Raw genomic sequence first — 15122 nt, forward strand, 5'->3', positions numbered from 1 at the left:
GTTCATCCTGAGCCAGGATCAAACTCTCCAATAAAGTTAGTTTGTCTAGCATCTAAAATAAAAATTGACGTTTCACGTTGTTTGTTTCGTTCAGTTTTCAAAGAACTACTTCGCCGCTCAGAAGCGACTTTATCAATATAACATTTCGTTATATTTTCGTCAACAACTTTTTTCAATAAGTTGTTTTTCGTTTGTTTTGTTTGTTACCTTTCGTGGCAACGAATATAAATATACCAGTTTGATTATTAAAATGCAATAGTTTTTCTAATAAAATTTTTAACTTAGTAAAAAAGTATAAAAACAGCACTTTTCTTCTATATAAATATAATTTCTTCCAACATCAACATCTAATCTCCACGCTCATACTCAAATAAAGTGAAACTTTATTCAAGCCTCACCAATCGCGATAAAAAAAGCTTTGGAGAAATCTCCAAAGCTTAGTCTTGTTTATGACGCATAGCAGGGAATAATAGTACGTCACGAATAGATGGTGCATTCGTTAATAACATAACAAGACGATCAATACCAATTCCTAGTCCACCTGTAGGAGGCATACCATACTCAAGAGCTTCGATATAATCATCATCCATCATGTGAGCTTCATCATTACCTTGTTCGCGTTCTTTTAATTGCGCTTCAAAACGTTCTTTCTGATCGATTGGATCATTTAATTCAGTGAATGCATTTGCATGTTCACGTGCAACGATAAATAATTCGAAACGATCTGTGAATCGTGGATCTTCGTCATTCTTTTTCGCAAGTGGCGAAATTTCTACCGGATGACCGTAAATAAATGTTGGTTGGATTAATTTATCTTCTACTTTTTGCTCGAAGAATTCATTAATAATATGACCAACTTCCATTGTATCCTTAATTTCTACATTATGTTCTTTTGCAAGTTCACGCGCTTCTTCTACACTCATCGGATTCCAGAAATCTGCTCCAGAATGTTCTTTAATTGCATCTACCATATGAAGACGTGTCCATTCTGGTTCTAGATTAATTTCATAATCACCATACTGAATTGTTGTTGTACCTAGTACTTGCTTCGCGATATGAGCAACCATATTTTCTGTTAGTTTCATAATATCTTTATAATCAGCATACGCTTCATATAATTCAATCATCGTAAACTCGGGATTATGACGAGTTGATACACCCTCGTTACGGAATACACGGCCGATTTCATAAACTTTTTCTAATCCACCCACAATAAGGCGTTTTAAATGAAGTTCAATTGCGATACGCATATATAATTCCATATCTAACGCATTATGATGCGTAATAAAAGGACGCGCAGAAGCTCCACCTGCAATTGCGTGCATCATAGGTGTTTCCACTTCAAGATAACCATTGTCATCTAAGTATCTTCTCATTTCACGAATGATTTTACTGCGAGTAACAAATGTTTCACGGCTTTCCATACTTGTAATTAAGTCTAAGTAGCGTTGACGGTAGCGTTGTTCAACATCTTTTAATCCATGATATTTATCCGGTAATGGACGAAGAGATTTCGTTAATAGCGTAAAGCCCGTTGCTTTCACCGAAAGTTCTCCAACGTTCGTTTTGAAAACTTTACCTTCAATACCTACTAAGTCACCTAAATCTGCCGTTTTAAATAATTCGTACTCTTCATCTCCAACAGCATCTTTACGAACGTAAATTTGAACTTGTCCATGTAAATCTTGAATATGTGCAAATCCAGCTTTTCCTTTACCGCGTTTTGTCATAATACGACCAGCGATAGAAACAGAGATTTCTTTCTCCTCTAATTCTTCTTTAGAGAACTCTCCATATAGGCTTAATAATTCATTTGTTGCATTTGTACGTTCAAAACGTTTACCGAACGGATCGATCCCTTGCTCACGTAAGTTATGTAGCTTTTCACGACGAACAAGCAATTGGTCGTTTAATTCTTCGTGGTTCATGTTATCCATGGTATTGATATCACTCCAGCTCTATTAATTTTTACAATATATACAGTATAGCATTTTCTACTCAACTAGAAAAACTGCCAGCAACTAACTGGCAGTTCTTCTTTCTTTCACGTAATTATAGGAAGTGTATAGAAGAATGTCAATCTTCCCTTCCTATTATTAACCAACGTGAATTGTTTGTTGTTTCGCTTCTACTTCTTCTACAAATGTACTTAATACATTTGCAAGGTCTTCACGCGTATTACAAGCATTGATACCATTACGTACAGTTGCATTACCACGAATGCCCTTTAAATACCAAGCTGCGTGCTTTCTCATCTCTCTTACAGCGACATTTTCATTCTTTAAATCGATCAGACGATCTAGATGCAACATACATACGTCAATTTTCTCACGTACTGTCGGTTCCGGCATTAATTCACCAGTCTCTAAATACTTTACCGTACGATAAATCATCCATGGATCTCCAAGGGCAGCGCGGCCAATCATAACACCATCTACACCAATTTCATCAAGCATACGCTTTGCATCTTGCGGCGTTGCGACATCGCCATTTCCGATAACCGGGATATTTACAGCTTGCTTTACTTGTTTAATAATATCCCAATCCGCTTTTCCTTCATACATTTGTACTCGTGTGCGCCCATGAACCGCTACCGCTTGTCCACCAGCACGCTCAACAGCTTTCGCATTCTCGATTGCGAAAATATGATCCTCATCCCAACCGATACGCATTTTTACTGTAACTGGTTTTTCTACAGCATCTACAACTGCCGCTACCATTTCATATATTTTATTTGGGTCTAAAAGCCACTTTGCTCCTGCATCACACTTAACGATTTTTGGTACTGGGCACCCCATATTAATATCAATGATGTCTGCTGTCGTATATTGATCTACGTATTTCGCAGCATCTACAAGAGTTTCTTTCTCGCCACCAAAAATTTGTAAACTTAATGGCTTTTCTCTCTCATCAATATATAACATATCTAATGTTCTTTTATTGTTCAGTAGTATCGCCTTATCACTTACCATTTCAGCACAAACTAGGCCTGCACCGAATTCTTTTACTGTCAAACGGAATGCAGAGTTACACACTCCCGCCATCGGTGCTAATACAACCGGATTTTTCATCTCAATATTTGCGATTTTTAACACTCGATTTACTCCTTCCTTCATGGTCACTTTGGCATTAGCTCATCTATCGAGACCTTTAATGCTTTAGCAACTTCCACTACAAAGTCTTGGGAAGGCGATCGATTCCCTCGCTCAACTTCACCTAAAACAGATACAGATACCCCTAATTCTTTTGCAAAACCTTCTTGCGTATAACCTTTTAGTTTTCGAAAAGCACGAATGCGTCTTCCCCATTTTTCTGCTTCCATACCGTTACTCCCTCTCGCCTTTTCATTTCTTCTACTTGTGAACGTGAAATGTTTTGTTTTATATCTTGATTAATCTCTAACAACGGAACGATAACAAAAGCTCTTTCGAACATCCGCGGATGCGGAACAATAAGATTCTCTGCTTCAATATTTTCTTGATTATATAGTAAAATGTCAAGGTCGATAGTCCTAGGTCCCCACCTAATTTCCCTTTTTCTTCCTAGATCATTTTCTACTTTTTGCGTTACTTTCAATAATTCTTGCGGTGATAAATTGGTAGAAATTTTTATAACTAAATTTAAAAAGCAACTTTGGTCAGTATAGCCAACCGGTTCCGTCTCATATACAGACGAAACATCCTCAACTTTGATATAAGGATTTTTATTCAGAAACTGAATCGCTTCAGTTAAATACGTATAACGCTCTCCAATATTTGAACCTAATGCAATGTAAGCTATATTATTCATGGACGTTCTCTCGTAATTTCTACCGCTACAGCACGATAATGTCCTGGTATCGGCGGATCTGGTTTAATTACCTTTATCGTACATCTTGAAATACTCTCATATTGTTTCAATATATCTGTAGCAATATTTTCAGCAATACTCTCTACAAGCTTATATGTTCTATCTTCTACAACTTTCCTACATAATTCGAAAAGCTCTCCATAATTAACAGAATGCTCTAAGTCATCACTTTCTCCTGCTTGTTTCAAATCCAATTCCACCGTTAAGTCCACTTTAAATCTCTGGCCCAATTTATTTTCCTCTGGGAATACACCATGATAACCGTAAAACTCCATATCATGAATATAAATTTTATCCAATTACTTTACCCCCTTACCAATCATCGCATCCATCATCTTAGCCATACGTGCCATTTCCTTCACATCATGAACACGAACAAACTCACAACCCTTTTCAATACCAAGACAAACGGTAGCTCCCGTCCCCTCAAGACGTTCTTCTACCGGTAAATCTAGCACATGCCCAATAAAGGACTTTCTTGAAGTCCCTAAGAGAACTGGATAACCTAGTACGTTTAACTGTTCTAAATTACGCATCGCTTCTAAATTTTGTTCAGGTGTTTTAGCAAAACCGATGCCTGGGTCTAAAATGATATTCTCATCTCGTACACCAGCATCTTTAGCAATTTTAATACTGTCATATAAATCAGCAACCATATCAGCCATTAAATTACGATAATTCATGTTATCGCGATTATGCATTAAGATAATAGGTACATCGTAATGAGCCGCAACTTCAGCGATTTTCGGTTCCGCCTTCGCTCCCCAAACATCATTAATAATATGAGCACCAGCTTCGATCGCTTGTTTTGCAACTTCCGCTTTATATGTGTCGATAGAAATAGGTAATTTCACCTCTTTTGAGACAGCCTGAATCATTGGAACAACTCGTTTTATTTCTTCTTCCACTGACACTTTAGCAAAGCCCGGACGAGTAGATTCGCCACCAATATCAATAATATGAGCACCTTCATCTCGCATTTCTTTCGCATGGCGCACTGCAGCATCTACCTCGTTGTAACTCCCACCATCAGAAAACGAATCTGGTGTTACATTTAAAATCCCCATAATTAACGTTTTTTCATTTAAGTTCAATGTATATTCGCCGCAGCGCAAATCATAATCCCACTTCAAACTACACATCTCCTCTTCGTAATTCATTTCTGCTCCACAATTTCTCTCTCTGCATTTCATAAAGGTTCATAAATCTTTTTGTAACCATACCTACTTTACCCGGGAAATCTCGTCCCTCTATACGATTAAGCGGAACAATTTCTTGAATCGAGTTTGTTACGAAGACTTCATCGGCTGAAAGTAATTCATCTTTTGTAAAGAAACCTTCTTTTACTTCTATACCAATCTCTTCAGCAACCTTTATAATAAACGCACGAGTGATACCATTTAAAATCCCTGTTTCAAGCGAAGGTGTATATAAAATATCACCTTTCACAAAAAAGAGATTCGAAACAATACCCTCTGCAACATAACCTACTTCAGTCAGGAAAATTCCTTCCTTATTCACACCATTTCCAATTTCACGTTTCCCCAAAATGTTATTTAAATAATGGTGAGACTTCAAGCGAGATGCACCCTCTGGTGTATTTCTCACTTGATTTAAGACAACCCCTTCTTTTTCCACTACATCTCCCGGGGCCGCTAAAGGTTTTATAAAAACAATAATAGACGGCTCTTCATACATTTCTGTTTGCAATCCAATTTCATCTATACCCGCCGATACATTAAAACGGACATACGCATGCTCTAATTTATTCTTAACGAGTAAATTCTTCAAAATAAGCATTACTTCATCTTTCGTCATCGACCATTTAATTTGCAATGTATCCAACGCATCTATTAAACGGTCATAATGATCATCCAATAAGAAAGGATGACCATTATAAATACGAAAAGTCTCAAAAACTCCAAGACCATATAAATAACCATGATCATAAGGAGAAATTCTCGCTTCACTCGATTCTACATACTGACCATTTACGTAAATTAACATGATGTCACACTTGGACTATATTTACGAATGAAATTCTGCAACAACTCTTTCCCGTGAGAAGTCATAATAGATTCCGGGTGGAACTGCACACCTTCAATCGGTAATGTTGTATGGCGGAGCGCCATAATTTCCCCTTCTTCTGTCCAAGACGTTACCTCTAAACAATCAGGTAACGTCTCTTTCTTAACAATAAGGGAATGATAGCGCGTCGCGGTAAACGGATTAGGGATATCCGAAAAAATCGTCTTCTCATCATGATGCATAAGCGATGTTTTCCCATGCATTAATCGCTCTGCACGGACAACCTCTCCACCAAATACTTGCGCAATAGATTGATGCCCAAGACAAACCCCAAAAATCGGAATCTTTCCAGCAAAGTATCGAATAACCTCCATACTAATCCCTGCCTCATTCGGACTACATGGACCTGGCGAAATCATTAAAAAGTCTGGTTTCATATTCTCAATATCTAAAATAGTCACTTCATCGTTACGTTTAACAACAAGCTCTTGTCCAAGTTCTCCAAGAAACTGCACTAAATTAAATGTAAAAGAATCATAATTATCAATCATTAATATCATTTCTCTCACCTAACCGTTTCTTCACTACGTTCTTTTGCACGCCATAAAGCAATCGCCTTTTTTAACGACTCTTTATATTCATTTTCCGGATTTGAATCAATTACAATTCCCGCTCCCGCTTGTACATGCGCTTTTCCATCTTTAGCAAGAAGCGTCCTAATCACAATATTCAATTCTGTATCTCCAGAATAACCAATCCAACCAATTGAACCTGTATAAATCCCTCGGCGAACAGGTTCTAATTCTTCAATAATTTCCATCGTACGTATTTTCGGGGCACCAGTAATTGTCCCCCCAGGGAATACAGCCTTCACTAAATCAAAAGCGTCTTTATCTTCTTCCACCTCACCACGCACATTAGAAACAATATGCATAACGTGTGAGTATTTCTCAATTACCATAAATTCATCTACTTCTACAGTGCCATATTTACAAACACGCCCTAAATCATTTCGCTCTAAATCTACAAGCATGACATGCTCTGCTCGTTCCTTTTCATTCTCAATTAATTCTCTTGCCAACTCTTCATCCTCTTGCTCATTCGCCCCTCTAGATCTCGTTCCAGCAATTGGTCTTGTACTTACTTCAGTTCCTTGTTTCTTAATTAGCAACTCCGGCGATCCACTAACAATTTGAAAATCCCCAAGCTCCAAATAACCCATATATGGAGATGGATTAATTTCGCGAAGACTTGTATAAATTTCTAATGGATGTGTTTGTAACGTTCTTTCTTGTCTTGTTGACAAGTTCACTTGGAACACATCACCAGCACCAATATATTCTTGAATACATTCAACTGCCTTCATAAAACCTTCTTCAGTAAAAGCAACTGCTTCACTTTTCTTTTCAGGGCATGCAAACGGTATAGTCACTTCCGGCGCTTCTGTCGCCCAAAGAACCTTCCACTCATGTAATCGTTCTTTTGCCTCTTCATGCTTATCTGCATAATGTGTAATAATCCATAATACTTTTTCCTCTTGATCATACACAAACACATCATCAAATAATAAAAAGAATATGTCAGGTATATTAATATCATCCTCGGCAAGAGAAGGAAGTTTTTCAATATAACGGATGCAATCATAACTAAAGTAGCCAATTGCACCACCTTGAAAAGGCGGGTATTCCGGATTATAATCCGTTTTCCATCGCTCCATATATTCCTGCATTAAATCTAATGGGTTTCCTTGCTTTATTGTTTCCTTACCACTTTCACTTATATGTAACGTTTCACCCTTCCCTCGGATTACCGCTACCGGGTTTAACCCCACAATGTTATAACGACCGCCACGCCCACTCTCTAACAAAATATGTTGCGGTTTATCCTTAGAAAGAAATTTATATTGCTTAAAGAAATCTAACTGATATGGAATAGAAAGCGCTAAAGATTTTCTTCGTTGCATATCAACACCCCGTCTTCTTTTATCCCACCCTCTTATTTTAACCACTTCAAACTACATTCGTTATGTATATAGAAGAGTTATACTCGAAGGCTAGTGAAAATAAATTAATTATACTACCTCTTATTTTACATGAAGTTTTCTAGTCATTCACTCTTTTCCTATTTCCAATCCAAAAAGAAAAAGCATCCTTTTTCAAGGATGCTTTTTCAATCACATGTAATTAAGACTCAAATTGATAAAGTGGTGTACTTAAATAACGTTCACCGTTACTTGGGATAATAACAAGTACCTTTTTCCCTTTACCTAACTTTTTCGCAATTTCTGTTGCTGCATAAATAACTGCTCCAGAAGAGATACCAACTAGAATACCTTCCTCTTTAGCCACTCTTCTTGCATATTCAAACGCTTGCTCCGTTTTCACTTGAACAATTTCATCATATACTTCTACATCCAATGTCTCTGGGATAAATCCAGCCCCAATTCCTTGGATTTTATGCGGGCCTGGTTTCCCACCAGATAATACTGGTGAATCCGCAGGTTCTACTGCATAAATTTTAATATCTTTATATGCTTCCTTCAGCACTTCACCAGCACCAGTAATCGTTCCACCCGTACCAATACCTGCAATAAACGCATCTAATTGGTCGCCCATTTGTTCAACAATTTCTGGACCTGTTGTTAAACGGTGAATTTCTGGATTCGATTGGTTTTTGAACTGTTGTGGTATAAAGTAACCATTCTCTTTTGCTAATTCAGTCGCTTTACGAATTGCTCCACCCATTCCTTCAGGCCCTGGAGTCAATACTAATTCCGCACCGTAAGCACGTAATAAATTACGACGTTCAATACTCATTGTTTCTGGCATTACTAAAATTGCCTTATATCCTTTAGCAGCCGCTACCATCGCTAAACCAATTCCAGTGTTACCACTTGTCGGTTCAATGATTGTATCGCCTTCTTTTAATAATCCTTTTTTCTCAGCATCTTCAATCATAGCTAATGCGATACGATCTTTAACGCTGCTCCCTGGATTCATAAATTCTAATTTTAAGTATATATCTGCGCTGTCTGATTCTACGATGCGGTTCAACTTAACGATCGGCGTTTTCCCGATTAATTCTGAAACTGATTGTGCCACTCGCATTCCTGTCACTCCTAACACCGAGTATTTTTATTGGTTTTATCTATATTTAGATTTTGTCAGAAAATTCCCTGTTTGTCAATGTATTTAGAGGACGAATTCCCTTATTACAAATTCTCAATTAAATTTGTAATATCTTCTTTAGAGAACTTGTATCGCTCATTACAGAAATGACAATGAACTTCTGTTTCTTCTTCTTCTTCACGAACTTGCTCTAACTCCGTTTTACCTAAACTAATTAACACACTCTCGATACGTTCGCGTGAGCATGTGCAATTAAATTGAACATCCATCGTTTCTAATACTTTTACCTTATCTTCTCCAAGGACTGCATACAGTAACTCTTCTGGAGAAAGCCCTTGTTCAATCAATGTTGATACAGGAGGAATCTTCTGTAAACGCTCTTCAATGAATGAAATTGTTTCTTCCTGTGCACCCGGCATAATTTGAAGGATAAATCCACCTGCTGCTAATATGCTATCATCTCCATTTACAAGGACACCAACACCTACTGAAGAAGGCGTCTGCTCAGAAACTGCAAAATAATACGTGAAGTCTTCTCCTAATTCTCCTGAAACAATTGGAGATTGACCAATAAACGGCTCACGCATACCAATATCTTTAATTACCGTTACAAACCCTTCAGTACCTACCGCTTGATATACACGTAATTTCCCTTGTTCTGTTCCTTCAAAGTCAACATGCGGATTCGTTACATAACCACGTACATCCCCATTTGCATGAGCATCTACTAAGATAGGACCAATCGGGCCATTACCTTCTACTTTAATCGTTAGCTTTTGGTCACCTTTTAACATTGCACCCATCATTGTACCTGCAGTTAAAGAACGACCAAGTGCCGCTGAAGCTGTTCTCCATGTATCATGACGTCTTTGCGCCTCACTTACCGTGTTTGTAGTACGTACACTATACGCACGCACTTCCCCATCAAATGCTAACGCTTTTACTAAATAATCTTTCATACTTATTTATTCACCTTTCTCATGCTGTAAATTTGCATTACGCTCGTATAACATATACAAACCTTTTAATGTTAAGAATGGATCTACAACATCAATTACATTCGATTCTTCTGAAATTAATTTCGCCAATCCACCTGTTGCAATAACTTTCGGTTCTTGTTTAGCTTCCTCTTTCATGCGCTTAACAATACCTTCCACTTGTCCTACATAACCATAAAGAATACCAGATTGCATCGCACTTACCGTATTCTTCCCAACTACACTGCTGGGTTTTGTAATTTCAATACGAGGAAGTTTTGCTGCTCTACTATATAAAGCCTCTGCTGAAATCATAATTCCCGGTGTAATAACTCCACCCATATAATGCTTTTCTTCGTTAATATAACAATATGTAGTAGCCGTACCAAAATCGACAATAATAAGCGGACTTCCATATAAGTGGATTCCTGCTACTGCATTTACGATTCGATCCGCACCTACTTCACGTGGATTTTCATATTTAATATTTAGCCCCGTTTTTATTCCAGGACCTACTACAAGCGGCTTAATTTTAAAATACTTTTCACACATGCGCTCTAAAGCAAACATAATTGGTGGTACGACTGAAGACACGATAATACCTTTCACATCTTCAAACGAAAGACCCTCATGCTCAAGCAACTGTTTTACAAGCATTCCATATTCATCTTCTGTCTTATGACGATCTGTTTCCATGCGCCAATGTTGACGAAGTTCCCCCTCTTCAAACACGCCCAGTACAGCATTTGTGTTCCCTACATCCAATACAAAAATCATATTCTCACCACTTATCTTATTTAATCTATATTTATGTAGTATGCATAAAACTTATAAAAACATCATATCACACATACTTATATAATCAGCTTTTCTATCCTCATCATTTTACAAAAAGATTACTCTCCATTTCAATTTTTAATACCAGATTTATTTAAATTCTTTTTCTACTTAGTTCCCTTCTACAAATAAAAAAGGAGTGACTATCGTCACTCCTTCATCTCTTACTTATCTTCTGATTCTTCATCGTCCTTCTTCATGTTGATGTTTACTTTCACATCAGCTGAAGATGTTGGACGTTCTGGCAATCTGCCATAATCACATAAATGATTAATTTGCTCTGCATCTAACGTTTCTACTTCAAGTAACGTTTTCGCAATAAGATCTAGTTTATCACGATTGTCAGTAAGAATTTGTTTTGCACGAGCATAACATTCTTTCATAATCGTTTGCATTTCCATATCGATTTCGTGTGCAATCGCATCACTATAGTTTTGTTCTGAATGGAAGTCTCTTCCTAAGAACACTTGACCACCTTGTGAGCTACCAAATTGCATTGGTCCAAGCTTATCACTCATACCAAATTCCGTAACCATACGTCTTGCAATACCAGTCGCACGTTGGAAGTCATTATGAGCACCTGTACTCACTTCACCAAATACAATTTCTTCAGCTACTCGACCACCAAGTAAACCAGTGATTTTATCAAGTAACTCTGGTTTTGTCATGAAGTAACGATCTTCTTTCGGAAGCATTACTGCATATCCACCAGCTTGACCACGAGGGACAATTGTTACTTTATGAACGACATCTGCTTCATCAAGAACAACACCAATTACAGTGTGGCCCGCTTCATGGAAAGCAACGATATTACGTTCTTTTTCAGAGATAACACGACTTTTCTTAGCCGGACCTGCAATAACACGATCCGTTGCTTCATCAATGTCACTCATATCAATTTTCTTCTTATCTTGACGCGCAGCTACTAAAGCAGCTTCGTTTAATAAGTTTTCAAGATCGGCACCAGAGAATCCCGGTGTACGAGTTGCAATTGCTCTTAAGTTGATATTCTCATCAAGCGGTTTATTACGAGCATGTACTTTCAGTACAGCTTCACGACCATTTACATCTGGACGATCTACTGTAATTTGACGGTCAAAACGACCTGGACGTAATAATGCTGGGTCAAGAATATCAGGACGGTTTGTCGCAGCGATGATAATAATACCTTCGTTTGCACCGAATCCATCCATTTCAACAAGCAATTGGTTTAACGTTTGCTCACGCTCATCATGGCCACCACCAAGACCTGCGCCACGTTGGCGTCCTACAGCATCAATTTCATCAATGAAAATGATACAAGGAGCATTTTTCTTTGCGTTTTCGAATAAATCACGTACACGTGATGCACCGACACCGACGAACATCTCTACGAAATCAGAACCACTGATAGAGAAGAACGGAACGCCTGCCTCACCTGCAACGGCACGTGCTAGTAAAGTTTTACCTGTACCTGGAGGTCCCACTAATAGAACACCCTTCGGAATACGGGCACCAACTTCAGCAAACTTACGAGGATCTTTCAAGAATTCAACTACCTCAACAAGCTCTTGTTTCTCTTCATCCGCTCCAGCAACATCTCTGAAACGAACTTTTTTCTTTTCGTCATTATATAACTTCGCCTTACTTTTCCCGAAGTTCATAACACGGCTACCGCCGCCTTGAGCTTGGTTTAATAAGAAGAAGAATAAAATGAAGATAATGACAAACGGAATGATAGAAGTAAAGAAGGTTACCCAAGCACTTGTTTCTTCTGCTGGTTGATACTTAACTTCAGCACCTTGCGCTTTATCATTAATTTTCTTTTGTAATTCCTCAGTATTTGGTGCATAAGTAACAAATTGTTCTCCCTGGCTAGAGTTATTAAATTGTCCTTTTACTTCAAACACACCATTTTTCGGTTGAAGTTGCACATTACGAACTTCACCTTTTTCTAGTTTAGTAATGAATTTATCGTAGCTAACTGATGTCGTTTTTTGTGTCGAACCATTAAAATAGCTCACGATTCCAATTACTACTAGGAATATCAGTAAATAAAAGATGGTATTACGGAAGATACGATTCATTCCTAACCTCCTCTCACGGCATAAACACTATAGTAAATCGTAACATAGAAAAACTTTCCTATACAATTGTGACGCCTGTATTTAATTAATTTGAGTAAACGCTTGGTTTTAATACTCCTACATAAGGAAGATTACGGTACTGCTCTTTATAATCTAATCCATATCCTACAACAAATTCATGCGGTACAGTAAATCCAACATAATCCGCTTTCAAATCTACCTTACGGCCTGTTGGTTTATCTAATAACGTAACAATTTTTACAGACTTCGCTTTACGATATTTAAATAGGTCTACTAAGTAACTTAGCGTAAGACCGCTATCAATAATATCTTCAACGATTAAAATATCGCGACCTTCTACAGAAGTATCAAGGTCTTTTAAAATTTTTACTTCGCCTGTTGAAACAGTTGAGTGACCGTAACTAGATACAGCCATAAAGTCCATTTCAAGATATGTATCTGTTCTCTTTAATAAATCTGCCATGAATGGCATTGCACCCTTTAGTACACCAATCGCAAGAGGTACTGTGTTTTTATAATCCTCTGCAATAATCGCGCCTAATTCGAGCACCTTTTCTTGTATTTGCTCTTCAGAAATTAATACTTTTTCGATATCTTGATTCATCATTTCATTATCCTCCCGGAAGACTCCTTGCTTTTGTAGTGAATAATCATATATTTATCCTTCTTTGCTCTCTCTTTCGAGATAGCAAATGCAGATCGCTTCAACAAGGGTAACCAAATAACATTCCCTCTTGCATCACAAACGACCGGCCATTCTTCTCTTTTTTCTCTTGGCACTTTCGCTTCGATAAAAATAGCTTTTATCTTTTTGGTGCCATTCATACCTTGTATTGACATGCGATCTCCATTTTCTCTAGACCGAATACGAAGCGGATATGATATATCATTATACTTAGCAACAAATACTGTTTCATTCATGTCACTTGGTATATCTTCGCTCACCTCTGTTACAAGTTTATCCCCGTTCGATAGCGTAATTGTCCCGGGAACTGATAAATCTTGTAAGAAAGGAGAAACAATTTCTTGTTTAAATCCAAAGCTACACTCCTCGTATGCGCGAACAATTTTCAAATCACCTGGGAAATCAAGTGAACCCGAAGGTTGTGTCCGCTTAAAAAACTCAATCACTTTGTCAATATGTATAGAGGAAAGAGAAGATGGAATCTTATATTCATAAAGATAGTTTAATATTAGTTGAATCCCTCTTCTTTGTAAAGGCATAGACATGGATTCAAAGGCAGGAATTGATATGCTAATTTGTTTATCACTTTTTTTTGTAATTACTTTATTCATTTTCTCAAAAGCTAATTCCTGCAAATACGCCTCATCCTCTTGCATCTGCATGCTAAATTTTTGGAATTTCTCATGCACTTGTGGGTTTTCTTCTTTCAAATGAGGAAGAACATATTTACGTAATCGATTCCTTGTATATACTTCCTTTTTATTACTTGGATCTATACGAGGAATTATTTTCAGCTTATTACAGTAATCAACAATTTCTTCCTTTGTTACTCCAAGTAACGGCCTAATTAAATATCCATTATGAAAAGGACGCTTCACTGCAATTCCTGCATATCCTTTCGGAGTACTCCCTCGTACAAGACGCATTAAAATCGTCTCTACTTGGTCATCACCATGATGTCCAAGGGCTACATATCTCGCATCATATTTCTTCATTATTCTTTCCAAAAATGCATATCTGCATTCTCTAGCAGCAACCTGTGCATTCATCCCGTATTGCTGTTGATATTGCGACACATTAATTCTTATCGTTTCGCAAATAACTCCCAGTCCTTTACAAAGGTCCTGCACAAACTGTAGGTCCTCATGAGATTCATCACCTCTAAACATGTGATCCACATGAGCCACTACAATTTCAAACTGTTTTGCTGCTCTTTTCTCTAACAAATAATATAGAAGAGCCAAAGAGTCAGGACCACCAGAAACCCCTACAACAATTGTTGAGCGTTCCTTTAATACATCATGCTGCTTTACAAAGTCATCTACCTTTTCAACAAATGTATCTTTCAACTTCGTAATCACCTTTCATTAAACAAGAACAGCAACGTTAGTTACCTTGTTTATAATGGTACAACTTTTACAAACATTGTGCAAAAAAAAGATATACAAAAATTACATTTTTATCTTACATCATCCGTACATATTCACAAAAATAATAACATTATCTTTTAAAGCAAAAAAACCTAGGTATT

The 15122-nt window shown here is 37.4% G+C and carries 15 protein-coding genes; all 15 read right to left on the reverse strand.

The features are described 5' to 3' along the window. Positions 1 to 437: 437 nt before the first annotated feature. On the reverse strand, positions 438 to 1937 hold the full coding sequence (gene lysS, locus ACTFSI_RS26305; RefSeq protein ID WP_000369678.1) for a lysine--tRNA ligase: 1500 nt from the start codon (positions 1935 to 1937) through the stop codon (positions 438 to 440). Between the two features lie 159 nt (positions 1938 to 2096). Next, positions 2097 to 3095 carry a tRNA dihydrouridine synthase DusB gene (gene dusB / locus ACTFSI_RS26310; protein ID WP_000912260.1) on the reverse strand — a complete coding sequence of 333 codons (999 nt, stop codon included), beginning with the start codon at positions 3093 to 3095 and terminating at the stop codon, positions 2097 to 2099. A gap of 23 nt (positions 3096 to 3118) precedes the next feature. Continuing rightward, entirely contained in the window at positions 3119 to 3322 is a 204-nt protein-coding gene (locus ACTFSI_RS26315) for a helix-turn-helix domain-containing protein (RefSeq protein WP_000387027.1), read from the reverse strand. Next, the gene (gene folK, locus ACTFSI_RS26320; RefSeq protein ID WP_001059445.1) at positions 3274 to 3789 is read right to left on the reverse strand and encodes a 2-amino-4-hydroxy-6-hydroxymethyldihydropteridine diphosphokinase; all 516 of its coding nucleotides are present in this window, start codon (positions 3787 to 3789) and stop codon (positions 3274 to 3276) included. The genes ACTFSI_RS26315 and folK overlap by 49 nt, the downstream gene beginning before the upstream one ends. Beyond that, complete coding sequence (gene folB / locus ACTFSI_RS26325) at positions 3786 to 4148, reverse strand: dihydroneopterin aldolase (RefSeq protein ID WP_000358059.1); 363 nt, start codon at positions 4146 to 4148, stop codon at positions 3786 to 3788. Before folB ends, folK begins: the two co-directional genes overlap by 4 nt. Then, the gene (folP, locus tag ACTFSI_RS26330; RefSeq protein WP_002081846.1) at positions 4149 to 5009 is read right to left on the reverse strand and encodes a dihydropteroate synthase; all 861 of its coding nucleotides are present in this window, start codon (positions 5007 to 5009) and stop codon (positions 4149 to 4151) included. Continuing rightward, on the reverse strand, positions 4984 to 5856 hold the full coding sequence (pabC, locus tag ACTFSI_RS26335) for an aminodeoxychorismate lyase (protein WP_000909886.1): 873 nt from the start codon (positions 5854 to 5856) through the stop codon (positions 4984 to 4986). Before pabC ends, folP begins: the two co-directional genes overlap by 26 nt. Further along, entirely contained in the window at positions 5850 to 6437 is a 588-nt protein-coding gene (gene pabA / locus ACTFSI_RS26340; protein WP_000602285.1) for an aminodeoxychorismate/anthranilate synthase component II, read from the reverse strand. The genes pabC and pabA overlap by 7 nt, the downstream gene beginning before the upstream one ends. A 5-nt stretch (positions 6438 to 6442) precedes the next feature. After that, the gene (pabB, locus tag ACTFSI_RS26345; protein ID WP_138322576.1) at positions 6443 to 7840 is read right to left on the reverse strand and encodes an aminodeoxychorismate synthase component I; all 1398 of its coding nucleotides are present in this window, start codon (positions 7838 to 7840) and stop codon (positions 6443 to 6445) included. Positions 7841 to 8060: 220 nt separating this feature from the next. Continuing rightward, positions 8061 to 8984 (reverse strand): cysteine synthase A, encoded by a 924-nt coding sequence (gene cysK, locus ACTFSI_RS26350; RefSeq protein WP_001261701.1) that lies wholly within the window; start codon positions 8982 to 8984, stop codon positions 8061 to 8063. 104 nt (positions 8985 to 9088) lie between these two features. Then, positions 9089 to 9964 (reverse strand): redox-regulated molecular chaperone HslO, encoded by an 876-nt coding sequence (gene hslO, locus ACTFSI_RS26355; protein WP_000656366.1) that lies wholly within the window; start codon positions 9962 to 9964, stop codon positions 9089 to 9091. Between the two features lie 6 nt (positions 9965 to 9970). Beyond that, positions 9971 to 10759 (reverse strand): type III pantothenate kinase, encoded by a 789-nt coding sequence (locus tag ACTFSI_RS26360; RefSeq protein ID WP_000578367.1) that lies wholly within the window; start codon positions 10757 to 10759, stop codon positions 9971 to 9973. A 224-nt stretch (positions 10760 to 10983) separates the two neighbouring features. Next, entirely contained in the window at positions 10984 to 12885 is a 1902-nt protein-coding gene (gene ftsH, locus ACTFSI_RS26365; RefSeq protein ID WP_001079659.1) for an ATP-dependent zinc metalloprotease FtsH, read from the reverse strand. A gap of 85 nt (positions 12886 to 12970) precedes the next feature. Next, positions 12971 to 13513 (reverse strand): hypoxanthine phosphoribosyltransferase, encoded by a 543-nt coding sequence (gene hpt, locus ACTFSI_RS26370; RefSeq protein ID WP_000981838.1) that lies wholly within the window; start codon positions 13511 to 13513, stop codon positions 12971 to 12973. Then, entirely contained in the window at positions 13510 to 14940 is a 1431-nt protein-coding gene (gene tilS, locus ACTFSI_RS26375; protein WP_000655446.1) for a tRNA lysidine(34) synthetase TilS, read from the reverse strand. Before tilS ends, hpt begins: the two co-directional genes overlap by 4 nt. Between the last annotated feature and the right edge of the window lie 182 nt (positions 14941 to 15122).

Origin of the sequence: Bacillus cereus group sp. MYBK101-2, assembly GCF_051918845.1 — a bacterium.
GTDB lineage: Bacteria > Bacillota > Bacilli > Bacillales > Bacillaceae_G > Bacillus_A > Bacillus_A paranthracis.

What these genes read in the sequence shown, in the direction of transcription:
- folK (WP_001059445.1), bottom strand. Translation starts at nt 3,789, where the DNA reads ATGAATAATATAGCTTACATTGCATTAGGTTCAAATATTGGAGAGCGT.
- pabB (WP_138322576.1), bottom strand. Translation starts at nt 7,840, where the DNA reads ATGCAACGAAGAAAATCTTTAGCGCTTTCTATTCCATATCAGTTAGAT.
- ACTFSI_RS26360 (WP_000578367.1), bottom strand. Translation starts at nt 10,759, where the DNA reads ATGATTTTTGTATTGGATGTAGGGAACACAAATGCTGTACTGGGCGTG.
- pabA (WP_000602285.1), bottom strand. Translation starts at nt 6,437, where the DNA reads ATGATATTAATGATTGATAATTATGATTCTTTTACATTTAATTTAGTG.
- lysS (WP_000369678.1), bottom strand. Translation starts at nt 1,937, where the DNA reads ATGGATAACATGAACCACGAAGAATTAAACGACCAATTGCTTGTTCGT.
- folP (WP_002081846.1), bottom strand. Translation starts at nt 5,009, where the DNA reads ATGAATTACGAAGAGGAGATGTGTAGTTTGAAGTGGGATTATGATTTG.
- cysK (WP_001261701.1), bottom strand. Translation starts at nt 8,984, where the DNA reads ATGCGAGTGGCACAATCAGTTTCAGAATTAATCGGGAAAACGCCGATC.
- hslO (WP_000656366.1), bottom strand. Translation starts at nt 9,964, where the DNA reads ATGAAAGATTATTTAGTAAAAGCGTTAGCATTTGATGGGGAAGTGCGT.
- pabC (WP_000909886.1), bottom strand. Translation starts at nt 5,856, where the DNA reads ATGTTAATTTACGTAAATGGTCAGTATGTAGAATCGAGTGAAGCGAGA.
- ftsH (WP_001079659.1), bottom strand. Translation starts at nt 12,885, where the DNA reads ATGAATCGTATCTTCCGTAATACCATCTTTTATTTACTGATATTCCTA.
- hpt (WP_000981838.1), bottom strand. Translation starts at nt 13,513, where the DNA reads ATGATGAATCAAGATATCGAAAAAGTATTAATTTCTGAAGAGCAAATA.
- ACTFSI_RS26315 (WP_000387027.1), bottom strand. Translation starts at nt 3,322, where the DNA reads ATGGAAGCAGAAAAATGGGGAAGACGCATTCGTGCTTTTCGAAAACTA.